Origin of the sequence: Eubacterium sp. AF34-35BH (assembly GCF_003477765.1) — a bacterium.
Taxonomy (GTDB): domain Bacteria; phylum Bacillota; class Clostridia; order Lachnospirales; family Lachnospiraceae; genus Eubacterium_G.
Genome location: NZ_QUDZ01000002.1, coordinates 70,504 through 92,762, shown reverse-complemented (window position 1 = coordinate 92,762; position 22,259 = coordinate 70,504). Strand labels below are relative to the sequence as shown.

24 protein-coding genes are annotated in these 22,259 nt (G+C 33.1%); 15 read left to right on the top strand and 9 right to left on the bottom strand.

The genetic code is table 11. The features are described from left to right. Positions 1–266 precede the first annotated feature (266 nt). The 8 genes from DWZ69_RS02465 (at position 267) to DWZ69_RS02430 (ending at position 8,377) form a co-directional block, all read left to right on the top strand. Positions 267–449, top strand: coding sequence for a hypothetical protein (locus DWZ69_RS02465; protein ID WP_117998382.1), 183 nt, complete (start codon positions 267–269; stop codon positions 447–449). Positions 450–492: 43 nt separating this feature from the next. Continuing rightward, on the top strand, positions 493–1,098 hold the full coding sequence (locus DWZ69_RS02460; protein ID WP_118436051.1) for a hypothetical protein: 606 nt from the start codon (positions 493–495) through the stop codon (positions 1,096–1,098). Positions 1,099–1,210: 112 nt separating this feature from the next. Then, complete coding sequence (locus DWZ69_RS02455; protein WP_118436049.1) at positions 1,211–2,338, top strand: metallophosphoesterase; 1,128 nt, start codon at positions 1,211–1,213, stop codon at positions 2,336–2,338. A 14-nt stretch (positions 2,339–2,352) separates the two neighbouring features. Next, entirely contained in the window at positions 2,353–4,737 is a 2,385-nt protein-coding gene (locus DWZ69_RS02450; protein ID WP_118436047.1) for an AAA family ATPase, read from the top strand. Between the two features lie 229 nt (positions 4,738–4,966). Then, positions 4,967–6,067 (top strand): hypothetical protein, encoded by a 1,101-nt coding sequence (locus DWZ69_RS02445; protein WP_118436045.1) that lies wholly within the window; start codon positions 4,967–4,969, stop codon positions 6,065–6,067. A gap of 159 nt (positions 6,068–6,226) precedes the next feature. Further along, complete coding sequence (locus DWZ69_RS02440) at positions 6,227–6,499, top strand: hypothetical protein (protein WP_118436043.1); 273 nt, start codon at positions 6,227–6,229, stop codon at positions 6,497–6,499. A 1-nt stretch (position 6,500) separates the two neighbouring features. Further along, positions 6,501–7,160: a hypothetical protein gene (locus DWZ69_RS02435; protein WP_147364251.1), complete on the top strand. Its 660-nt coding sequence runs from the start codon at positions 6,501–6,503 to the stop codon at positions 7,158–7,160. A gap of 221 nt (positions 7,161–7,381) precedes the next feature. Further along, positions 7,382–8,377: an Rpn family recombination-promoting nuclease/putative transposase gene (locus DWZ69_RS02430; RefSeq protein ID WP_118436039.1), complete on the top strand. Its 996-nt coding sequence runs from the start codon at positions 7,382–7,384 to the stop codon at positions 8,375–8,377. Positions 8,378–8,604: 227 nt separating this feature from the next. Here the strand turns inward: DWZ69_RS02430 and DWZ69_RS02425 are convergent, their stop codons facing one another. Continuing rightward, entirely contained in the window at positions 8,605–9,150 is a 546-nt protein-coding gene (locus tag DWZ69_RS02425; RefSeq protein ID WP_117998361.1) for an NADH peroxidase, read from the bottom strand. 56 nt (positions 9,151–9,206) lie between these two features. Beyond that, positions 9,207–9,623, bottom strand: a complete 417-nt coding sequence (locus tag DWZ69_RS02420) for a transcriptional repressor (RefSeq protein WP_243081032.1) — start codon at positions 9,621–9,623, stop codon at positions 9,207–9,209. Positions 9,624–9,775: 152 nt separating this feature from the next. On the opposite strand from DWZ69_RS02420, the gene DWZ69_RS12020 reads away from it, so the two are divergent. Next, positions 9,776–9,940: a hypothetical protein gene (locus tag DWZ69_RS12020; protein ID WP_158561022.1), complete on the top strand. Its 165-nt coding sequence runs from the start codon at positions 9,776–9,778 to the stop codon at positions 9,938–9,940. Positions 9,941–9,989: 49 nt separating this feature from the next. Here the strand turns inward: DWZ69_RS12020 and gltA are convergent, their stop codons facing one another. The 4 genes from gltA to DWZ69_RS02400 all read right to left on the bottom strand — a co-directional run bounded on the left by gltA (position 9,990) and on the right by DWZ69_RS02400 (position 14,126). After that, entirely contained in the window at positions 9,990–11,375 is a 1,386-nt protein-coding gene (gene gltA, locus DWZ69_RS02415) for an NADPH-dependent glutamate synthase (RefSeq protein ID WP_118436037.1), read from the bottom strand. Continuing rightward, complete coding sequence (locus DWZ69_RS02410) at positions 11,375–12,226, bottom strand: sulfide/dihydroorotate dehydrogenase-like FAD/NAD-binding protein (protein WP_022165896.1); 852 nt, start codon at positions 12,224–12,226, stop codon at positions 11,375–11,377. Before DWZ69_RS02410 ends, gltA begins: the two co-directional genes overlap by 1 nt. Positions 12,227–12,748: 522 nt before the next feature. After that, on the bottom strand, positions 12,749–13,135 hold the full coding sequence (locus tag DWZ69_RS02405) for a hypothetical protein (protein WP_118436035.1): 387 nt from the start codon (positions 13,133–13,135) through the stop codon (positions 12,749–12,751). 133 nt (positions 13,136–13,268) lie between these two features. Then, positions 13,269–14,126 (bottom strand): cation transporter, encoded by an 858-nt coding sequence (locus tag DWZ69_RS02400; protein WP_243081031.1) that lies wholly within the window; start codon positions 14,124–14,126, stop codon positions 13,269–13,271. Between the two features lie 339 nt (positions 14,127–14,465). Between DWZ69_RS02400 and DWZ69_RS02395 the strand changes: the two genes are divergently transcribed. Together DWZ69_RS02395 and DWZ69_RS02390 are read left to right on the top strand one after the other, a co-directional pair. Continuing rightward, positions 14,466–15,281: a MerR family transcriptional regulator gene (locus DWZ69_RS02395; RefSeq protein WP_022165893.1), complete on the top strand. Its 816-nt coding sequence runs from the start codon at positions 14,466–14,468 to the stop codon at positions 15,279–15,281. A gap of 214 nt (positions 15,282–15,495) precedes the next feature. Beyond that, positions 15,496–16,770, top strand: a complete 1,275-nt coding sequence (locus DWZ69_RS02390) for an adenylosuccinate synthase (protein WP_117998341.1) — start codon at positions 15,496–15,498, stop codon at positions 16,768–16,770. Positions 16,771–17,066: 296 nt separating this feature from the next. On the opposite strand, the gene DWZ69_RS02385 is transcribed toward DWZ69_RS02390, so the two are convergent. After that, complete coding sequence (locus DWZ69_RS02385; protein WP_022165650.1) at positions 17,067–17,267, bottom strand: hypothetical protein; 201 nt, start codon at positions 17,265–17,267, stop codon at positions 17,067–17,069. 190 nt (positions 17,268–17,457) lie between these two features. On the opposite strand from DWZ69_RS02385, the gene DWZ69_RS02380 reads away from it, so the two are divergent. Then, a complete protein-coding gene (locus DWZ69_RS02380; protein WP_117998338.1) occupies positions 17,458–17,967 on the top strand; it encodes an SEC-C metal-binding domain-containing protein in 510 nt (169 codons plus the stop codon). Between the two features lie 147 nt (positions 17,968–18,114). Here DWZ69_RS02380 and DWZ69_RS02375 read toward each other — a convergent pair whose 3' ends face one another. Then, the gene (locus tag DWZ69_RS02375; RefSeq protein WP_118436031.1) at positions 18,115–19,083 is read right to left on the bottom strand and encodes a hypothetical protein; all 969 of its coding nucleotides are present in this window, start codon (positions 19,081–19,083) and stop codon (positions 18,115–18,117) included. Between the two features lie 169 nt (positions 19,084–19,252). On the opposite strand from DWZ69_RS02375, the gene DWZ69_RS02370 reads away from it, so the two are divergent. From DWZ69_RS02370 to DWZ69_RS02360, 3 genes are all read left to right on the top strand, one after another. Beyond that, on the top strand, positions 19,253–19,999 hold the full coding sequence (locus DWZ69_RS02370) for a class I SAM-dependent methyltransferase (protein ID WP_118436030.1): 747 nt from the start codon (positions 19,253–19,255) through the stop codon (positions 19,997–19,999). A gap of 16 nt (positions 20,000–20,015) precedes the next feature. Beyond that, complete coding sequence (gene hslO / locus DWZ69_RS02365; RefSeq protein ID WP_117998718.1) at positions 20,016–20,891, top strand: Hsp33 family molecular chaperone HslO; 876 nt, start codon at positions 20,016–20,018, stop codon at positions 20,889–20,891. Between the two features lie 229 nt (positions 20,892–21,120). Next, entirely contained in the window at positions 21,121–21,432 is a 312-nt protein-coding gene (locus tag DWZ69_RS02360; protein ID WP_118436028.1) for a YerC/YecD family TrpR-related protein, read from the top strand. A gap of 180 nt (positions 21,433–21,612) precedes the next feature. On the opposite strand, the gene DWZ69_RS02355 is transcribed toward DWZ69_RS02360, so the two are convergent. Further along, on the bottom strand, positions 21,613–22,194 hold the full coding sequence (locus tag DWZ69_RS02355) for a DUF1836 domain-containing protein (RefSeq protein ID WP_118436026.1): 582 nt from the start codon (positions 22,192–22,194) through the stop codon (positions 21,613–21,615). Positions 22,195–22,259 lie beyond the last annotated feature (65 nt).

Here is a 22,259-nt window from a genome sequence, read left to right as displayed (position 1 = left end):
CAGTTTTACAGAATTTAAACAGGCATTTCTTTATTTATTATCATTTATGAAAAGAAGAAATACAGAGTTGAAAAATTTTGTAGGACTGTTTTTTATGTAATAAGTAATTTGTTGAAATAATTATTACATAAAAGGTATTTATCAATTAGTGAAAATTTATATGAAAAAAATTGTGCAAAAAGGTCAAATTTTGAAAAAAACTAACAAAAAACATGGTAAAATATTACTATGAGACAGAGGGAAAATATGGAAGAAGGGAGAAAGTTATGAACAAAGATATGGATTACGATGCTTTAAGAAATGATTTGGAAGATTATTATGGTACGGCTATGTTTGGAGGTGCTGGTATGGCAATGGGTGGCTTGTCGGATGTAGAAAGTGCATCAGATGACAGACTGATTGAAATTGCTGCAAGGGAAAGAATCAATTTAGGAAAATATGAAAAATAAAGTGTTAAGAACGGAAAAATGCGAGATAAGGAGAGATAAAAATATGGCAGAAGTTTATTGTGACTTTAGGTTGGATGCAAATACTGACAAAGAATTTGAAATAATAAAGGAAATTTTGGAACACAAAATACTAAATCAGAAATATGTTTTTTATAGTGTTGACGAATATGACTCAGAGAATAGAAGCATAATATTTGATGAAGCATCAGGAGGTCTTGAGAATACTGTTCTAAGCCTTGTGGCAGAAATAAATAGCTATATAGATGAACTTGCAGAGCTGCAGGAATCGGAAGCGGACAAGGAAATATTTAGAAATTTTCATTATGAAGTATATGCGACAATACTTGATTGTTATTGTGGTCTTTCACATGATGTTATTATAGAGAGAAATAATGGCAAGGTAACAATGCAAGAGGAAGAAGAAGTTTCGTCTTATGATATTTATTTTAGTAACGAAGATGAGGCAAAAGATGAATACGAATTTGTATGCAGTAGAGTAAGACAAATATCTGGTCCCGATCCTTATATTATGCCATTGGAAGAATTTATGAAAAGAAAAGGAGATACGATTTATATAAGATATGAGGGAATGACAGATAAGAGTCCGGGATGGGATGACCCGGTAGAATTGATTTTTAATAAAAATTGAAATTAATTATTCAGACAGCCTTTAATACATACTGGATGCACGCGAGTGCAGTAGTCTGGAAGAGCTAGTTAATAAAATGACGAAAAATAGAAGATAGTAGGAGGATAGCGGAATGAAGTTATTTGTTACAGGTGATAATCACATAGGAAGAAAATTTGATAAATACAGTATTAAAAATCTGTTGGTAGAAAGCAGATTCACTTGTCTTAAGGATATGATTGAAACTGCAGAAAAAGAGCAATGTGAGTTCTTTGTTATTACAGGGGACCTTTTTGATAATACTTATGCAATAACAAAAAAGGATGTTAAACGTGTAGTTGAGATTCTTGCAGGTTTTAATCAGAATGTTTTGGTGCTTCCCGGAAATCACGATTTTTATTCAGGTAATGAACAGCTGTGGAATGATTTTATGACTATGGCAGATGCTCATAGCAATATTATTGTACTTAATGAATATCAGCCGTATGAATTTGATAGTAGTGATGGACCGGCTGCTTTTTATCCTGCTTATTGCGATAGTAAGCATAGTGACACTAATCGCTTGGATTGGATAAAGGAAGAGAATATTGATGGTGTGAGCAAGTATAATATTGGTATTGCTCATGGCGCTTTGGAAGGACTTGCAATTGATACAGAAGGGGCGTATTTTCCAATGACTAGAACTGAGCTTGACAGTATTCCAATGGATGTGTGGTTATTGGGACATGCTCATGTGACAGAACCTGCAATTCCAGCTAATGAGGAAAAGACCGGCTATACTATTTTTAATGCCGGAACACATGAACAACTTGATTTGCACAATAATACAGAAGGTAATGCCTTTGTGATTACATTGCAGAACAATGATGGAATTAAGAAAATTCTGGCTAAGCGTGTAGTAACCGGAAGAATAAGATACTACGATGAGAAGTTGGCTTTTAATGCTACAGACAATAAGTCTTTAGAAAAGACTATCGAAGAATTGGTAAAAGATTATTCTAGCAACTCAATTGTAAGACTGACAATCTCCGGAAGTATAGATGCATCTGAATATCAGAAAAAAGAAGCAATTTACGAGGCTCAACTTAGTAGATTCTTGGATCACATGATTTATGATAATGATCTAAGTGAGAAAATTACCAGTGAAAAGATTGAAAATGAATTTTCAGAGATTGGTTTTGCAGCCAAATTTTTGAAAGGGTTATTGGATGATCCGGTGGAGCTTCAGATGGCGTACGATATTGTGAAATCATTGAAATAGAGGAGGTTGTACATATGAATATTAAATCAGTTAAAACTAGACAGTTTGCAGGTATTAAGAATAAAGAGGTTGAATTTGAAGAAGGACTAAATGTATTGGTTGGTAATAATGAGACTGGTAAAAGTACCATGGTTGAGCTTATTTATCAGACTTTATATAGAGACTCTAAGCTTAGTAGGAGTAAGAAAGAAGACAAAGATTTCATTGCAAGATTTATGCCTTCTGATTCCAAGGGAGATGTTGTAGATGGAACGTTAGTGTTCGCTACAGATGATGGTCTGTATACCCTTCAGAAGAAGTGGGGGGCTTCAGAGATGTGTGAACTAGAGTCTTCAAACGACGGAATTATTGCAAATGAGAAAAAGATTAGAGAGATAATTGATGGTGAATTGGTTTACAAGAGGGGGCTTTATGATGATGTGGTTTTTGCATCTCAAAAAAGTCAGGCAAATGTGGTTGAACACATTTTAAACAAGCTAGACAAAAAAGCACTTGTAAAACAGGATTTGGTTTCTATTATTGCGTCCGAAGGAATGTCATCAACAGAAGGGATTGCTCCGGAAGAAATTGAAAAGATTATTCAGGAAAAGATTGATGCACTTAGTGGACATTGGGATTTTGTAAATGATGGTCCTGATAAAAAACGAGGAATTGAAAATAAATGGGTTCAAGGTGTAGGAGCTATTCTGGAGGCTTATTATACTAAAGCAGAACTTGAGGGTACTTTGCAGAAGAGTGAACTTGCTGAAAAAGCTATTGATAATGACAATAACAAAATCAATGAAGCTAAAGAAAAGCTGGAAAATTACAAGAATGAAGAGAAAGAGTATGCGCGTTATGAAGTAGCGCTTGCTACTTATAATAGTAATATGAAACTTAAGGATGAGTATTTAAAGGCGAGAAACAAAATTTCTGCAGATTTAAAGGAATATCCACAGCTTCTCAAAGACTATGAAGAAGCTTTGCATTTAAAGACGCTTGCTAAGGCTCAGACTATAATTTCGCAGTATAAAGAAATCCAGGAAGCAAAAGATAGTCTTGATGAGGCAAAAAAAACAATCGAAGGGAAGACAGAAATAACCGCTGAAGATGATAAAAAGCTTGTTGATCTTGAGTCAGATATTAACAGTTTGCAAGCACAGCTTTCTAATCTTAATCTTGTAGCTAATATTAAGAAGCTTGGAAACACCGACATTCAGGTCAAATCAGTTGCTACAGGCAAGGACGTAGATATTTCTGCCGGTGAATTTGATATTAATGAAACTGTAGAGATTACAGTTCCAGGTGTTATGAGTATGACAATTGCAGCAAAGGGCGTAGATGTGGAAAATGTTAAGCGACAGCTTGATGAAAATAATAAGGAAAGAGAAGTACTTCTTTCAAAATGCAAAGTAAAGGATCTTGATGAACTTAGAACTAAGAGAGAGGAGTATACAGAAGCATATCATAATTTAAGTGTTGCTCAGAAAGATTATGATAATCTTATAGAAGGCATAGATCTTGATAAGCTTGATGAAGATTATGAACATCATAAGGAAAAGTCTTCAGAACTGGAGGGACTTGATAAGAAGATTAAGGAACTTTGCGGTTCTGAATCAATAGATTCTTATGAAGCAATGTTAAAACAGAAGTGCAATTCCATAGAAGGAGAATACGATGCCGAAGCACCTGTTGATTGCATGAAGAAAAAACTTGAAGAAGCAGAAGACAAACTTGCAGAGATCGATTCGCAACAGGGTGACGTTGAAAACATTCCAAAGAAGTATCGTGATATTGAAGATGCCAAAGTTTACAAAGAAACACTTAATTCCAATATTGAAGATGCTACCAACCAGATTGAAGAGGCAAAGGAAGCTCTCAGTGAGCATGAAAAAGAGCTTGGTGATGTGGCACCTGAGGATTTGAGAACTCAAATTGATGATGCAACAATAGAATTTCAGAAACTTAAGGATGACTGCGAAAGATGGAATCATATTTTAGCAGTTCTTAAAGCGACTCGTGAGAATATGGCTGGCGAAAGTACAATGTCTGATGTTCAGGATAGGTTTGCAGAGTATCTTTCTGTAATTACTGATGGCAGAATTAATCTTAAGTCTATGGATGAAAATATGGATGTGAATATTCAAAGTGGTAATAATCACATGACTTATGAAATTCTTTCAGAGGGTACAAAAGATACAATTGCCCTTGCCTTTAGACTGGCAATACTTGAACATTTATTTCCTAATGGAGGCGGTCTTGTAGTTTTTGACGACCCATTTACAGAGATGGATGAAAACAGAACAGAGCAAGCGTGTAAGTTGGTTCAGAAATTTGCTGATGCCGGTAACCAGGTTATTTTTGTAACTTGTGATAATAAATATAAAAATATGCTTTCAGGAAATATAGTGGAACTGTAGGAAGTTAATACAACAAAGTATTTAAAGGTATAGTATAAGAATAAAAAAGGAGGTTAGCTAATATGAAAAATAGCGAATAAGAAATTCCTATAAAAAAATATCAATATATCTTAGAAAAATGCACTTGCTAAAATGTGTAAAAGTACTAAGGGGTCAGTTGTTGAAAAAAACGGTATATGTCATATGTTAAAATATTATCATCAAATATATGCAAAAGGGAGGAATAAAAATGGAACATTATAAACAGTTATATATTTATGAAAAATATTACATGCCGGATTGCCCATTGTTTATTGAAAAATATGCATTGACAAAAGACAATGTTAAAAACAGTATATTTGCACAGATCAAGTTAAGAAATATTGGGATGAAAAATATTTTGGCAACATACATTAATGTTAAATGTTTTGACATAGAAAATCATGAGTTAGGAGAACCCATTGAGTATATATATCAGGACAAAGTAGTTGCCAGAGGAGAAGAGTTCGGAGGCAGGGAACCTATATATTTTCAGAATGCATATACTAGAAAGATAATTATTACATGTACAAAAGTTGTATATGAAGATGGAAGTGTATGGACTTCAGATGGCACTAAACATTTTGAAAAAAGTAATATGAAATTTGCCGAAGAGATATTAAATGAAGAATGCTTGCAGCAGTTAAAGTTTTACGAAAACATTCCTGAGATAACTCTGAAACATGGAATTTATGTTCCACAAAAATTGGGGAAAATAGATGTATGTGGATGTGGAGCTTATAATTACAATGAGACTGATAAAGTAGAGGAGCCATGCTATAATTGTGGAAAAACAGTGAAATGGTGGAATAAAAAAGTAGATGAAAAATATTTACAATCACAGTTTGATTCAAGACGTAAAGCTGAGAAAGAAAAAGAACTTGAAAAACAAAGAATAGAAGAAGAACAACGTGCAATCAAAAAAATAGAAGAAGAAAGACGAAGAAAAAAATCTATAAAAACCTTTGCCATAATTGCCTCGGCGCTTGTAATAATTTTTGGCGGACATGCAATATACAAGGCTGTAACACCACCAACAAAAGAAGAGCAGGTAAGTATGGATTTAGAAAAATTTTCTGACAATGGAGTGTTAACAGAAGATTTAGCTAAGAATCATAAATCTGAAGTAGAGAAAAAAGCTGAAGAAATTAAAAATAGCGATTATGATACATATTGTTATATACAGGCACAACTGAGTTTGTATGCTGATGATAATGGCTTTGTGGCAATTAAATATTTGCAACAGATAAAACATACTGAACGATTCAGTGACTATAATAAAGTATATGATTTATGCAAAGATAATATGTAGTCGGAAAAACAAAAGTTTCAATAAAAGGTTTACCTACAAAAATAGCAAATAATATTTTAGTTGAATGATTTTGTAGGGGTCAGTTGTTGAAAAAAACAGTATATGTCATATGTTAAAATAGTTTTATCAATAAAATACAATAGAAAAAGGAGAAAAAATATGGAACAACTAATAATATTTATTTATGGTGTGATAATTGCAATTTTTGTAGCTAATATTGTGTTGGCATATAAAATGTCTGAAGTGGCTGCAATGAAAGGATATGGAGATGAAGTTCATGCGTGGGCATGGTGCTTCTGGCTTGGAATATTTGGATATATTTATGTGCTAAGTCTTCCGGACAAAGTTACACAGGAACAGAATCAACGTATAATAGAACTTTTGGAAAAGAATATGGAGGACGAAGAGGATGATCAAATGCCCGAATTGTAATATGGCAGTTTCTGAATTTGCAACAACTTGTCCTCATTGTGGAAAGGCAATAGATAAAGAAAGCATTGAAAAAGAAATTCAAAAGCAAAAAGTTCAGAAGATAGAAAAACATCAATTAAGAAAACTTGGAAAAGAAAAATATATACCATTGATTTTAACCATAGCGTGTATAATAATCAGGATTATCTTGTATATGGTATATATGATAAGTTATGATGCAATATTGTCGATGTTAGATGTGATTGTAGGACTACTATATATTTTAAGGAATAGTACGTGTCTGATTATACCGTTAATTATATCAATACTATTCATTACCAAAATATATACATCTCATAAAGGCTATATAATTAAAAATGTACAAATGGTATTGAGCATTTTTGTAATATCAATAGGAGTATTATCAAATGTAATTTCTACACAATTATTATATGATATTTTCCCTATGCATGTTACAATAGGAAGAAGTGATTATTATATATGGAATTTATTACCGGAAATGAATATAAAATGGATGATGGAAATAGATATGAGCATAATTAGTTTGCTGTTATATACTATAATACCATTGGCGATATACGTTGTTTCTTTGATATTGTGCATTAAAATGGGTAAAAAGCAAGATGTACATAGTGATGAGAAAGATGAAACAACAGAATAACAATTTATATTTTAAATAGAAAGATAACCTAAAATATCTGCCATATTAGAAATGTGGCAGGTATTTTTTTGTAAAAAACACAAACTCTTGTATAATATGTTGCTAATATAAAATAATATGTTGACAAACTAAGAGAAATACTATATCACATGTATACTTATACAATTTGTGATAAAATGAAACAAGAAACAATAATTAGATGAGTAAAGAAAGGTTATGGTATGGGAAAACAGGATTTGTTAGCAAAAAAGTACATGTCAGACAATGAAAAGTTTGCAGATGTGTTTAATTATTATTTATACAATGGAAAGCAGGTTATAAAGTCAGAAAACTTAAAAGAAGAAAGCATAAGCGAAATAGCCCTTCCCTACAGTGAGAAGTATAAAAACACTTTTGTTGAAAAGTATAGAGACATTATTAAAAAGTGTGTAATAAAAAGTGACAACCATTATACATATTTTCTTTTGGGAATAGAGAATCAGTCAGAGGTTCATTATGCAATGCCTGTAAGAAACATACTTTATGATGCATTGAATTATTCAGGGCAGGTCAACAGGATAGAAAAAGATCACAAAAAGAAAAAAGATAAATTAAGCCCGGCAGAATATCTGTCAGGAATAACAAAGAGTGATAAAATCACACCTGTTATAACATTGGTGCTATATTGGGGCAATGAAGCCTGGGATGGACCGAAAAGTTTATATGAAATGTTTAAAGAAACAGATCTGGATATTTTAAGATATGTAAATGATTATCACATCAATATAATAGAGCCAAAAGACATAAAGGACTTCTCAAAATTTAAAACCGAACTGGGAAAAGTGTTAGAGTTTATCAATGCATCAGACAGCGTGGCAAAAGTTAAAGAAATTTTGGAAAACAATCATGAATATTATTTACATATGGACATTGAATCTGCTAGAATGATAAAAACATTTGGAAAGGTAGAGATAGATATGAAGCAGTATGAGAAAAATAAGGAGAAAGTTAATATGTGTAAGGCATTAGAAGACATGGTTCTTGAGGGCAAGCAGCAGGGCATAGAGGAAGGAATGCAGGCAGGTATACAAGAGGGTATAAAAGAAGGTATAAAGGCACTCATAGAAGTGGCAAAAGAGTTAGGTGCAACAACAGATATAATTGAAAAGAAAGTGGAAGAAAAATTTAATTTGTCAAAAGATGAAGCTGTTCAGGCAGTGAAGAAATATTACAAGTAGAGTTATTATCATATAGTGTTTTCTAGTAAGAGAGTTCTTATAAGGACTCTTCTATTTTATATTTGCTGGGATTCTAGCTTATAATTACGAGCAATCTCCAGCTCGATTCCACTTCGTCACATCTCGATGTGGGCTGTCGCCCAATAATTATAAAATAAAAAGTAGTTGTTTGAGTATGCAAGCATCCTCTTCCAACTACTTTTATTTTATATTTGCTCGGCTCGTAATTAACCAAAGTATCTCTTTAGTAATCCTTCAAATGCTTTGCCGTGTCTTGCTTCGTCTCTTGCCATTTCATGTACTGTGTCATGGATTGCGTCAAGGTTTGCAGCTTTTGCACGTTTTGCAAGATCAAATTTTCCTGCTGTTGCACCGTGTTCTGCGTCTACACGCATTTCAAGGTTTTTCTTTGTTGAGTCTGTTACAACTTCACCAAGCAATTCTGCAAATTTTGCAGCATGTTCTGCTTCTTCGTAAGCAGCTTTTTCCCAATATAATCCGATTTCAGGATATCCTTCTCTATGAGCCACTCTAGCCATTGCAAGGTACATACCAACTTCTGAACATTCTCCTTCAAAGTTTGCTCTTAAGTCAGCTAAAATATCTTCGCTTACTCCCTGTGCAACACCAACTACATGTTCTGCAGCCCATGTCTTTTCACCTTCGTCTACCTTGTTAAACTTATCTGCAGGAACACCACATACTGGGCACTTTTCTGGTGCTTCATCTCCTTCGTGTACATAACCACATACTGAACATACAAATTTTGCCATTTTCTCTTCCTCCTAAAAATAAAACTTTAATAATATTAATATAAATGGGTATACCATTAATGTTTGGACTTACAATTATTGCATAAACCATAAAAGTAGGTGCGGTGTCCGTGAATTTCACCGGAACAATGTTTGGAAGCCTGTTCACAGATGTTTAATTCATCCATGAATATATCTTCCACAGCACCACATTCACTACAAATAAAATGGTAGTGGGGTTCAACATGACCGTCAAAATGTTCACGTCCATCACCCAGTTTCAGGGAAAGGGCATCTCCCTGGTCAACCAAAAATCTCAGATTACGATAAACTGTTCCTAAACTAATGTTGGGAAGTTCTTCCCTGACGCTGTTGTAAACCATATCAGCAGTAGGATGGTCGTATCTGGATAAAAGATTTTGCCTGATGGCTTCTCGTTGAAAACTTTTCTTAACCATGTCTTTCTCCTTATCAATAATAGTAACTATTATCATTTTATCAGAAAAAAACTATTTGTCAACAATTATTTATATTTTTTTATTGAATATGTTTATTGTTTTAAAAACGTTTTATATATATAACTTAATTAATAAGGATTGAACGTTTTAAATTGAATATTGTTATCTAATAAAAGGGGGCTTTTATTATGAAAGGATTGAAGAAAATGATTGCAGTAGTATTTACTATAGCAATGGTAGTAACTTTTGTGCCACAGATTAATTTGGGGGTAAATGCAGATACGGCAAAAAAATTCACCTATGCAAAATATTGTGTAGGGGAATTACTCAATTTAAAAGGTTTCGAATTTTAACATATGTTAAAGTCCGAAACCTTTTTTAATAATGTTATTTTAAAATAAATTATTTACTTAATTTTTCGTGGATGCTTGCAGCAGCCTGTTTTCCGGCTCCCATTGCAAGGATTACTGTAGCAGCACCTGTTACGGCATCACCACCGGCAAATACGTTGTCTCTTGTTGTTTCTAAAGTATCTTCATTAACAACTAAGCAACCCCATTTGTTTGCTTCCAAACCTTCTGTAGTAGTTCTAAGAAGTGGGTTTGGACTTGTACCGATTGACATGATAACTGTGTCAACATCAATATCGAAGTTACTTCCTTCAATGGCGAGAGGACGACGACGACCTGAAGCATCAGCTTCGCCAAGTTCCATCTTAACACATTCCATCTTACATACACGACCGTTTTCATCACCTTTAAGTTTTACAGGGTTATGTAATGTTTTAAAGATAATTCCTTCTTCTTCAGCATGTTCGATTTCTTCGTTACGTGCAGGAAGTTCTTCCATACCACGACGATATACAATGTATACATTTTCAGCACCAAGTCTAAGAGCTGTTCTTGCAGCGTCCATGGCAACATTACCACCACCAACTACAGCAACGTTTTTACTCTTAATTACAGGTGTATCATAATCATCTAAGTAAGCTTTCATAAGGTTAGCTCTTGTTAAATATTCATTTGCAGAATATACACCAACTAAAGCTTCACCTTCAATACCCATAAATGATGGAAGACCGGCACCTGAGCCAATAAATACTGCCTTAAATCCCATTTCCATAATTTCATCAACTGAAAGTACACGACCGATTACCATGTTAGTTTCAACCTTAACACCAAGTTTTGTAAGGTTATCAACTTCCTTCTGTACAATATCTTTAGGAAGTCTGAATTCCGGTATACCATAAACTAAAACACCACCGGCTTTGTGGAAAGCTTCAAAAATAGTAACTTCATAACCAAGTTTTGCAAGGTCGCCTGCACATGTAAGTCCGGCAGGACCTGCACCGATAACAGCTACTTTAATACCGTTTGATTCAGGTTTTACGGCGTCATCATTGCTGTGAGCCATATGGTAGTCAGCAACGAATCTTTCTAAACGACCAATGGCAACAGGTTCACCTTTAATACCACGGATACACTTTCCTTCACACTGATTTTCCTGTGGACAAACACGACCACATACAGCTGGAAGACCATTTGTACTTGTTATAATATTGTAAGCTTCGTCAAAATTACCTGCAGCAACCTGTGCGATAAATTCAGGAATTCTAACGCATACAGGACAACCACTCATACAAGGTTTATTCTTGCAGTTAATACATCTTGTTGCTTCTTCCATAGCCATTTCAGCAGTGTATCCTAAAGCAACCTCGTCAAAGTTTTTATTTCTTACATTAGGTTCCTGTGTAGGCATAGGTACCTTTGTTAAAGTCATATTAGGCATTATTTCGCACCTCCCATATCAGCTGCCTTGTACATACGGCAGTGTTCTTTATCGTGAGCTTCAAATTCTCTATAAGTAGAATTACGCTGCATTAATTCATCGTAATCAACTTTGTGACCATCAAAATCAGGACCGTCAACGCAGGCAAACTTGATTTCGCCTCCAACAGTAACACGACAACCACCGCACATTCCTGTTCCGTCAATCATAATAGGGTTAAGTGAAACTAATGTCTTAATGTTATATGGTTCTGTAACCTTTGAAACAAACTTCATCATAGGAATTGGTCCGATTGCAATAACTAAATCGTAGTTATTACCGGCATCGATTAATTCCTGTAATTTGTTGGTTACAAATCCTTTTTCTCCATAAGTTCCATCATCTGTAGTAATGAAAAGTCTGTTACATACAGCCTTGAATTCATCTTCTAAAATAACAATATCTTTGCTTCTAAATCCGGCGATAACATCTACGTCAGCTCCCATGTTAAATAAAGCTTTTGCAGAAGGATAAGCAATGGCATTACCAACACCACCACCGATAACGCAAACTTTCTTTGCATCACCAAACTCTGTTGCTGCACCAAGTGGACCAACAAAATCTAAAATAGCATCGCCTTCCTGTAACTGTGATAAAAGCATTGTTGATTGACCAACAATCTGAAAAATAATAGATACAGTTCCTTTTTCTGCATCTGTATCAGCAATAGTAAGTGGAATACGCTCACCATGTTCATCAATTCTGAAAATAATGAACTGTCCGGCTTTAGCCTTTTTAGCTATAAAAGGAGCCTGAACATCTAAGCGTACAACAGTATCGTTTAATTGCTGTCTTTTGACAATCTTGTACATTTGTATTCCTCCCGATTTAATGTTCTTAAAAACTTAATCTCAAACTCATAAAAAGTCACTCTACAGTATATCATAGCGTTGTGATTATAGCAATTATAAAAAATATCAGTATAAACAAAAAATAGCAGAAAAAATAGCAGAAAAAATAGCAGAAAAAAAAAATACTCAAAGGAATATGAAAGTCTTTTAGTCTCCCCCCACACTTAAAAACTTCAAATATTCCAGTGAGTATTTCATTAAAAGATTAAGATGGTCCCCCGACATTTTAATCTTAATTGGATTGTTGTGCTTACTACATTAACAATCATATATATAATATGAAAAAAGCTTTACATTCCGGCATAATATCTAACCTATAAAATTATGCCAGGTATAAAAATTAGTCTCTTGAGATATACCATGCATAAATTCCTGCAGCAACAACGATAACAGCCATAACTGCAACGATAATACCTGTTTCCATAATATGTACCTCCTTATTTTTTTGTACCAAAATAAAACCTTACAAAAAGGCTGTACATATTACTTCTTACCATCCTTTTGGTGAATATAATTTAGAATTGTAGTCCTACTATATATAATTGCAGTATTAACCAGTATTAGAGAAAGTAATACCACAAAAAATTTGTAGCAGGGTGAAGTTAAAAGAACTGCAAAAATACCGCCAAATCCTGAAAAGGTATTGTTTGCATTGCGTAAACGTGCAAGTGAGGCTGAACTTCCTGACTCGCTTCTTGTAGATACTGTTGCAGGTAATGCATCTTTAATTACCTGAAAAGTACAAGAATCATCTTTGGAAGATGATGAGAATAATTCGCTGGTATTTGAAATACCGAAAGTAACCCATGAGAAAACGAGACTAATACAAATAAGATAACATATGAGATTTTTTCTATTGCATTGTTTCATATTACCTCGCCTCCCGATAAGTTAAAATAAATTACAACAAATATAACACTATAATTAAAAATAATCCATACTTTTTTAATAAACTAATTTTTTTAGGCACTTCTAAATAAAGTAGTTCTAAATGAACGCAATATTATATTGCGGGAATTATTTCAACGGAAATCTGGTCGAACTTATTTTCTAAATCTTTTGTAATGTGTTCCTGAATATTTTTAAAATCTTTAACTTTTATAATATCAGATTTACTTTTCACATATACTTCAATCCAGGTTTTTCGACCAGTCTGAGTAACGTCAAGAAAATCTAAGCTATAATCATAAGTTTTAATGTCTTCTTTAACAACGATACGAATTTCATCCATAATTTTTTTCTCAGGTGAGAACAGAACAAGCTCTCTTAAAGTTTTAAAAATCTGAACAACAGGTTCTTTTAACAAAAACAGTGAAACCACAATGGCTACAGAAGAATCAATGTATGGAATTATGAATTTCAGTTTTGTATTTGCAAGCAATAGCTGGAATAAAAAAGCAACAGATATACCAAGTGTACTTACAACATCTACCTTCCATAAATATAATTCCGACTGAATCATAAGTGAAGAATAGCTTCGGCTTAGGTGCCTTAAGAATAGAAGCATTAAAATACAGAAAAAGCAAAGAGTTGATTCATACATTAAAACACTGAAGGCGTCTACGGTGTGCCCGCCGTTTAATAAAATCTTTATGTTTGAAACAATCATGTTAATAACCACAACTAATAGTACAGTGTATTTTAAAAGAACAAGTAGAGATTCTATCTGAGAAAATCCGTAAGGCTTGTTTTCGGAAACAGGCTTGTACAAAAATGGAACAAGAATGAACATTGGTAGCAGAAGCATTAAATCAAACAAGTCGAAAATGCCATCAGCTATAACGGTTTTTGAACCCAGTAAAACTGCAGCGATTACTTCTACTACAGTAAAAATAATTGTTCCTGTAAGTGATAGTTTCAAAATTTTGTTTTCCATTTTATATTTTTTATCATGCATGATAAGTTAAAATCCTTTCTCAATAAATAACTACTTTATATAAATAATTACGATTACACAAATAATTATGTTTATGTAAATTTAATTCATAAATATAATAAAGTCTGGTATAATACAAATGTCAACACATATAATTGTTATACTAAAGTGCTAAAATAAAAGAAAATATAATTATAATTTCATAAAAACATTGGTATTATGCTAATGTTAGAGAGCAGCTATAAAAAAGAGTGCTGGAAAATGTTATAAGAAGAATTTTTATTAAAACAACAGATATAGAAGCAAATTTGGAAAAGGATAAATATGAAGAGAAAGAAGACTTTTAACATTGGGGAAGTATCAAGACTTTTTAACGTAAGCGCTGATTCAATAAGATATTATGAAAAAATTGGAATTTTGGAACCAACCAGAAATCAGGAAAACAACTACAGAGTATATACTTTATCGGATATCCGGCAACTTACAATGATAAGAGAACTGTTGGGACTTAGCTTTTCCACAGACAGAATTAAGGAATTTGATAAGAATCAAAATGTGGAAACAACCAAAATGCTTTTATCAGAGGAACTTAATATAGTAAATAAAAGTATTGTTGAGTTATTTGAAAAGAAGGTAAGTATTGAGGCGAGAATAAAATCGTTAGAGGAAAATATAAACCATACAGACTTAGGCAATATAAGGGTAAAAGAATTTGATGAACGCCATTGCGTAATGATAAGCGAGTCAAATCTTGACGATGATGATGTGGATTACTATCTTGTAAAATACATGCAGTCTCACAAAAACAAAGTTGACACAATTGGTGCATGTGATTGCTACGTGTTAGATACGTCAAAAGTAAGTGATGATGGTAATTCCTTTGAAACCAAAGGCGTATTTTTTTATTCAGATACATTGCTTTACAATAGTAATTATTCTCTGCCGGCAGGAAAATATTTGTCAATATTTTATAAGGGACCTTCCACCAGAACAAAAATTGCTGTAGACAAATTAATAACTTTTGCAAAAGAGCATCATATGAAAATAGTAGGTGATCCTATAGAATTTTGTCATATTGATGATTATGAAACATCAATAGATGATGAATGTTTAACGGAAATTCAGCTTCCTATTAAATAAAGGTTTAAATAGAGTGTGAATTAAATAGGATTTATGTAAAAGTAAATTATACTGTGAGGTGGAGAGTGAAATTTAAAATTTTAATTTTGAAAATAGGGATTATATTTAAAATGCACTAGCATTTTTTTCGGCTAGATAGTATAATGTTTAGTGGTCTGCTAGTAAGCAGCGAAAGATAATTATTAACGAACAACACAAAGTAGGAGGAAACCAAATGGTTAGAGCGATTGTTGGTGCCAACTGGGGTGACGAAGGAAAAGGTAAGATTACAGATATGCTTGGCGAAAAGTCAGATATCATCGTTAGATTCCAGGGTGGTAGTAACGCAGGACACACTATAATAAATGAATATGGAAAGTTTGCATTACATTTACTTCCATCAGGAGTATTTTATCAGCATACAACATGTGTTATTGGAAACGGTGTAGCACTTAATATTCCATATCTTCAGAGGGAAATTGATGATATCGTTTCACAGGGAGTGCCAAAGCCACATATTTTAGTTTCAGATAGAGCACAGATTCTTATGCCATATCACATTGATTTTGATGCATACGAAGAAGAAAGACTTGGAGGAAAAGCTTTCGGCTCAACTAAGTCAGGTATCGCTCCTTTTTATTCAGATAAATATGCAAAGATTGGATTCCAGGTATCAGAATTATTTGACGAAGATACATTAAAAGAAAAAGTAGTAAGAATTGCAGAACAGAAGAATATTCTTCTTGAACACATGTATCACAAGCCACTTATCGATCCTGATGAATTATTAGAAACATTACATGAATACAGAGATATTGTAAAACCTTATGTAGCAGATGTTTCATTATTCTTAAACAACGCTATCAAAGAAGGAAAGACAATTCTTTTAGAAGGACAGCTTGGAACATTAAAGGATCCTGATTTTGGTATTTACCCAATGGTAACATCATCATCAACACTTGCATCTTATGGTGCAATTGGTGCAGGTATCCCATGTTATGAAATCAAAGATATTATTACAGTAGTAAAAGCTTACTCTTCAGCAGTAGGTGGTGGAGAATTCGTAAGTGAGATTTTTGGTAAAGAAGCAGACGAATTAAGACGTCGTGGTGGTGACGGTGGCGAATTCGGTGCCACAACAGGTCGTCCACGTAGAATGGGATGGTTTGACGCAGTAGCTTCAAGATACGGTGTAAGAATGCAGGGCGCAACAGAAGTAGCACTTACAGTTCTTGACGTATTAGGTTACTTAGATGAAATCCCAGTATGTGTAGGATACGAAATCGACGGAGAAGTAACAAAAGACTTCCCAGTAACGTCACAGTTAAAGAAAGCAAAACCAGTATACGAAACACTTCCAGGATGGAAAGAAGATATACGTGGAATAACAGAATATGACAAATTACCTGAGAATTGCCGTAAATATATCGAGTTCATCGAAAAAGAACTCGGAGTTCCAATCACAATGGTAAGTAACGGACCAGGCAGACATGAAATCATATACAGATAGGCATTGAGCCTCGCCAAATAAAAAACACAGCCGAAAAATGTGCTTGCACAATTTTTCGGCTGTGTTTTTTATTTGATGTGGCGAAAGCCACTGACGAAATAGACCGAAGGTCTATGAGTACAGAGGCTCAATGCCTATCTGTATAAGTTTATCAATCAAAGGCGAAAGCCATTGACGAAATAGACCGAAGGTCTATGAGTACAGAGGCTCAATGCCTATCTGTATAAGTTTATCAATCAAAGGCGAAAGCCGCTGACGAAATAGACCGAAGGTCTATGAGTACAGAGGCTCAATGCCTATCTTTTGTTTCCACGATTTTCTAAAAGCTTTGCAAGCCACATCATAACATAAATAATCACCGGAATTACAACCATACAATAGGCTGAAGCTTTCCAAAGTGTACTATATCCCAACAATGCAAACACTAAAGTAAGTAATGCACATACAACGACGACAATAACACCAAGCAGTGCCATGATTCTTTTTAATTTTTCCATATTATGTACCTAACGAATCCTTTCTACTACAATATAAGCCTAAAAAATAGAAGCTTATATTAAAATTATTCAACATAAAAGATTATAACAGACCAATAATATATTGCAATTATTGTTTTAAATAAGTATAATCTAATAAGTTGAATGTCTATCAGAGGATAAACTAAAATAATTACTTTTGGAGGAAAAAATGGCAGATAAGTATTTATTAGAAACATGGAGAGAAATAGCATACAATCAGGAACAGACTCAGCAGCAGTACAACGATTTCTGGAATGCATATTTTTTACAGGAAAAGGAAGTATATAAGGATATTCTTAAAAATTATGGCACAGTAGTTTCAGGCACAGTTGAAGAACTTGCAAAGAAGTACGACATGGAAGTTCTTACAATGGTAGGATTTTTAGATGGTATTAGCGAAAGCCTTAAAAAAGAAAATCCAATGGACCAGCTTACTGAAACAACAGAAGTTTCATTAGATTATGAACCTGAATTATTATATAAGAACATGGTAGCTGCTAAGGCACAGTGGTTATACGAATTAGAAGAATGGAACGATATCATTACACCTGAAAGACAGAAGGAATTATACAAGGAAGAAAAACGTTCAGGAACAATCGTTAAGGAAAAGAAGATTGGTAGAAATGATCCTTGTCCATGTGGTTCAGGAAAGAAATATAAACATTGTTGTGGAAGATAATTTAAGATTATTAGATAAAAGAGTACAAAATTTATATTAGACAATTAATAAAAAAGATAATTTAATTTCGAACAGGATTTCAAAAGTCCGGACCTAAAAGTCTGATTTATAGAGAATACTGAAATACCGAAACTAGATTATCTTTTTTTATTTATTAGATGCAATAATTTGTTTTACTTCGTGCTTTTTTGAGTCAGAAAAACCAATGATAATGTTGGCTTCTGTTGCACGAATTGTATTTAAAAGCTCCAAAGCTTCGTCACTGGTTTTGTGCCTGAGTGTTGTTGTAATTCCATCAAAAGAAGTAAGTACAAGTGAAAATTCAGTGGCAGTCTTTTTAGAATTAAAAGCAAATTTCCCCACACGATAACACCAAATTATATCGTTAAGTGGAATAACATAAATTCTTGGAATGGTTAAATCCACAAGATAATTTTCTGTTATATACATACTGTTAATTTGAATGTAATTGTCGCTGTTAAGTTCAATATTGGCATTTTTAATTAAATAGCGCTGTTCATCTTTACTTTTAAAAGGACAGACGTTGTAAGTATAAGGCTTTGCAAAATATAAGGCATAATTTATAAGCTTATATATAGTAGTAAGCAAAATAAAAATTAAAAGCCAAAATAAAATAATGTAGGGAATAATATTATAGTCTGCATTGCTAATGAAAAAATCTTTATTTACATCATTCATTGAAGCTTCGTTCCAGTTTAAATCTTTAATTAACATAGAGAGCATCTTTTTGTAAGTTCTGTTCGGTTTAGTGACTTTTCCCTTAAAAGAATAATTACTTAAAGTTTCTTTGGGAGTTGAGTCAACCGGAAGAAGCACAAAAAGACTTTTGCTATTTTTTATGGTGTAGTAATAGCCATATTTTTTGTGACCGATTTTCTCGAAGGTATAACCGGTGTAATGCAAATCTGATGTGGTAATTTTAACATATTTGTCTTTTGAAGTTACTGTGCTTATGTCGTTTATTTCTGTTGGGTGAAAAACAGATATAAATGGACAATTTAAAAAAATAATAATGCAAGCAATTAAAAGTAAAATGTATTTTTCAAATTGTTTTTTTGAGGATATTTTAATTTTATTATATATACTAACTGTCATTGAAGTTCTCCTATTATTAATTAAAGAAAATAGTAACATAAATATTATTCCTAATTCTTTAAATAGTATAAATGAGCAGGTGGCATTAATCAAGGTTGCGTTTAGCAGTGATTGTTGGTAAAATCACTATGTTGTAAAAATTAAATATAAGGAAATCGGAGAGAATAAAATGGAAGCATACGGTGGATTCGCACAGGTTTATGATGAATTTATGGACAATGTAGATTATCATCAATGGTGTGATTATGCAGCAAAGTTATTAGCAAAATATGGTGCAAAAGACGGCACTTTGGTTGAAATAGGTTGTGGAACAGGAACGGGTACAATGCTGTTTCACGAAAAAGGTTATAATATGATAGGAATAGATCTTTCCCAGGAAATGCTTGAAATTGCTGAAAGTAAAAAGGAAGAGGAAGAAATCGTGTATGTTTTACAGGATGCAACTAATCTTCAACTTCCATATGCAGTGCCTGCAATGGTGAGCATTGGTGATTCAATGAACTATATTACAGATTATGGTGATTTTACTAAAGTTCTTGAGAGAGTTAATGAGTATTTAGAAGATAACGGAGTATTTGTTTTTGATTTAAAAACAAAGAAGTATTTTTCTGATATTGGTGAGAAAACCATAGCTGAGGACAGGGAAGACAGCAGTTTTATTTGGGAAAATTATTTTGATGAAGAGACAAATATTAATGAATATTATTTGTCAGTATTTGTTAGGGCTGAAGATGGCAGATATGACAAATATGAAGAGGAGCATTTTCAAAGAGGGTATACTTTAAATGAAATGAAAAAAGCAGTTGAAAAATCAGGACTTAAATTAGAAAAAATATATGAAGCTTTTACTGATAATGAAGGAACTGAAGAAAATGACAGAGTGTACGTGGTAGTTAGAAAAAGTAATGCTAAATAAAGAAAGGAACAACAAAATGGATTATATAGTTAGAGCAGTAGCAGCAGATAAACAGATTAGAGCATTTGCCATTACATCAAGAGAAATGGTTGAAACAGCAAGACAGCACCACAATACAAGTCCAGTTGCAACAGCAGCACTTGGCAGATTATTAACAGGCGGTGCAATGATGGGTGTAATGATGAAGGGGGAAAAGGACATGCTTACTTTAATGATGAAGGGTGACGGCCCAATTAACGGAGTGACAGTTACCGCTGATTCAAAAGGAAATGTAAAAGGCTATGTAGGAAATCCTAATGTACTTATTCCTGCAAATTACGCAGGAAAACTTGATGTAGGTGCAGCAATTGGATACGGAACACTTACAGTAATTAAGGACATGGGGTTAAAAGAACCATATGTTAGTCAGGTGCCTTTGGGAACAAGCGAGGTAGCTGAAGATTTAACATATTATTTTGCGTCATCAGAACAGGTTCCTTCTGCTGTAGGATTAGGTGTTTTAATGTCAAAGGATAATACAGTAAAACAGGCAGGTGGGTTTATTGTCCAGCTTATGCCATTTGCTGATGAAGAAGTAATAAATAAATTAGAAGAAAGAGTAAACAACATTAGTTCAGTAACAGAAATGCTTGAAAAAGGAATGACACCTGAGGATATTTTAAAAGAAGTAATGGGTGACATGGATGTTGAATTTACAGATAAAATTGAGACAGGTTTTGTTTGTAACTGCGGTAAGGAAAAAATTGCAAAAGCTTTAGCAGGCATTAGCAAAAAAGATATGGATGAAATTATTAATGACGGTAAGGAAATTGAAGTCAAATGCGACTTCTGCAACACAACATACAAGTTTAGTGTTGAAGAATTACAGACTTTGAGAAAACAGTTCAGATAATTTAGGTGACTAAATACAGTTTAGGTAATTTATGTGATTCAATAGTTTGGGTGATAGGCAGTAGATAGTAAAATAAAATTCTACCGTGAAATTTGGAGAGTTAATTTCAAATTTTAAGTTTGGACTTGCAGCAAAATACTTGCAACAAAATAACAATATATACTGGACTTTCAAACTTTAGAGTGCTAAAATCTAAAAGTAAAGAAACCTGACAATTGAGAGGTATATTATGAGTAAGAATATTAGAAGAACGGAAGTAGATCATTTATTTGAAGCTATACTTACCTTAAAAGATAAGGAAGAGTATTATACTTTTTTTGAAGACGTGTGTACAATTAATGAATTACTATCAATATCACAGCGATATGAAGTAGCAAAATTATTAAGAGAAGGACAAACATATCTTGATATTTCAAATGCTACAGGAGCATCAACAGCAACTATTAGCCGAGTTAATCGCTCACTTAATTATGGAAACGATGGATATGATTTGGTTCTTGAACGTGTACATGAAAAAGAAGCTGAAAATAAAAACAATTAGGCAAATGTTGAAATGTAAAATAAAGCATATGCGTGATGGCATGTTTGCTGTGTAGAATAAAGAGTATGCGTGGCAATGCATTTTGTATATTATATAATATGGAAAGCAACGTTCTTTATTAAAAAATAATCCCGTAAACGTACAGGTGAAATGTATGTTTACGGGATTGTTGCGTTTGTATTATTTTTCAGTATTTTCTGTATCAGGTAATGAGTCGATTAGTTTTTCAATAACAATTTTTCTAACAAAAGTATCGTAACTTAACATTGTAATCAAGCCCATTGTCTCAAGATATTCTTTGTCCTTAACATCTGCGTCTTTGAAAATTTCACGACATTCATTATATTCAGTTAAAATAGTGTCAGTTAAATTACACTGTTTCGCAAAAGTTAAAAAAGTATTTATTATATTTTCAAGAGGAATTTCCTCATTGTGAAAATATGAATCCAGCAATGGGGTAATAAGTTTATTTACATCATTGATGGAAATAATATTCTTGAAAAAATAAATCATAATGAGAACCATCATATGGTCCTTAGTGTATTTTTTCTTTTCAGGTGATGGAAGCAGACGACTCTTGACATAGTTATTAATCATTGTTTTAGTCATAAGCTTGTCATCTTCGTGCCTTTTAGTATTGGCAAATTTATCATTAAGATAGGTAGTTACCTGATCCATATATAAATCAATGTTTGGAATATCATCAATATTAAAGGTGTCTATATCATCTAGTATCTTTTTAATAAAATCTTCTGAATGCATAACATCTCCTCCTCTCTATAGTATAATACCTAGTAATGAAAACTACAAGATACAAAAAATAAAAC

Excerpts from the sequence above, each read along its gene's own strand:
- DWZ69_RS02425 (WP_117998361.1), bottom strand. The coding sequence starts at position 9,150 with ATGGCAAAATTTGTATGTTCAGTATGTGGTTATGTACACGAAGGAGAT.
- DWZ69_RS02435 (WP_147364251.1), top strand. The coding sequence starts at position 6,501 with ATGGCAGTTTCTGAATTTGCAACAACTTGTCCTCATTGTGGAAAGGCA.
- DWZ69_RS02440 (WP_118436043.1), top strand. The coding sequence starts at position 6,227 with ATGGAACAACTAATAATATTTATTTATGGTGTGATAATTGCAATTTTT.
- DWZ69_RS02370 (WP_118436030.1), top strand. The coding sequence starts at position 19,253 with ATGGAAGCATACGGTGGATTCGCACAGGTTTATGATGAATTTATGGAC.
- DWZ69_RS02430 (WP_118436039.1), top strand. The coding sequence starts at position 7,382 with ATGGGAAAACAGGATTTGTTAGCAAAAAAGTACATGTCAGACAATGAA.
- gltA (WP_118436037.1), bottom strand. The coding sequence starts at position 11,375 with ATGCCTAATATGACTTTAACAAAGGTACCTATGCCTACACAGGAACCT.
- DWZ69_RS02410 (WP_022165896.1), bottom strand. The coding sequence starts at position 12,226 with ATGTACAAGATTGTCAAAAGACAGCAATTAAACGATACTGTTGTACGC.
- DWZ69_RS02460 (WP_118436051.1), top strand. The coding sequence starts at position 493 with ATGGCAGAAGTTTATTGTGACTTTAGGTTGGATGCAAATACTGACAAA.
- DWZ69_RS02405 (WP_118436035.1), bottom strand. The coding sequence starts at position 13,135 with ATGAAACAATGCAATAGAAAAAATCTCATATGTTATCTTATTTGTATT.
- DWZ69_RS02380 (WP_117998338.1), top strand. The coding sequence starts at position 17,458 with ATGGCAGATAAGTATTTATTAGAAACATGGAGAGAAATAGCATACAAT.
- DWZ69_RS02360 (WP_118436028.1), top strand. The coding sequence starts at position 21,121 with ATGAGTAAGAATATTAGAAGAACGGAAGTAGATCATTTATTTGAAGCT.
- DWZ69_RS02420 (WP_243081032.1), bottom strand. The coding sequence starts at position 9,623 with ATGATAATAGTTACTATTATTGATAAGGAGAAAGACATGGTTAAGAAA.
- DWZ69_RS12020 (WP_158561022.1), top strand. The coding sequence starts at position 9,776 with ATGAAAGGATTGAAGAAAATGATTGCAGTAGTATTTACTATAGCAATG.
- DWZ69_RS02355 (WP_118436026.1), bottom strand. The coding sequence starts at position 22,194 with ATGCATTCAGAAGATTTTATTAAAAAGATACTAGATGATATAGACACC.
- DWZ69_RS02465 (WP_117998382.1), top strand. The coding sequence starts at position 267 with ATGAACAAAGATATGGATTACGATGCTTTAAGAAATGATTTGGAAGAT.
- DWZ69_RS02395 (WP_022165893.1), top strand. The coding sequence starts at position 14,466 with ATGAAGAGAAAGAAGACTTTTAACATTGGGGAAGTATCAAGACTTTTT.
- hslO (WP_117998718.1), top strand. The coding sequence starts at position 20,016 with ATGGATTATATAGTTAGAGCAGTAGCAGCAGATAAACAGATTAGAGCA.
- DWZ69_RS02450 (WP_118436047.1), top strand. The coding sequence starts at position 2,353 with ATGAATATTAAATCAGTTAAAACTAGACAGTTTGCAGGTATTAAGAAT.
- DWZ69_RS02385 (WP_022165650.1), bottom strand. The coding sequence starts at position 17,267 with ATGGAAAAATTAAAAAGAATCATGGCACTGCTTGGTGTTATTGTCGTC.
- DWZ69_RS02455 (WP_118436049.1), top strand. The coding sequence starts at position 1,211 with ATGAAGTTATTTGTTACAGGTGATAATCACATAGGAAGAAAATTTGAT.
- DWZ69_RS02390 (WP_117998341.1), top strand. The coding sequence starts at position 15,496 with ATGGTTAGAGCGATTGTTGGTGCCAACTGGGGTGACGAAGGAAAAGGT.
- DWZ69_RS02445 (WP_118436045.1), top strand. The coding sequence starts at position 4,967 with ATGGAACATTATAAACAGTTATATATTTATGAAAAATATTACATGCCG.
- DWZ69_RS02375 (WP_118436031.1), bottom strand. The coding sequence starts at position 19,083 with ATGACAGTTAGTATATATAATAAAATTAAAATATCCTCAAAAAAACAA.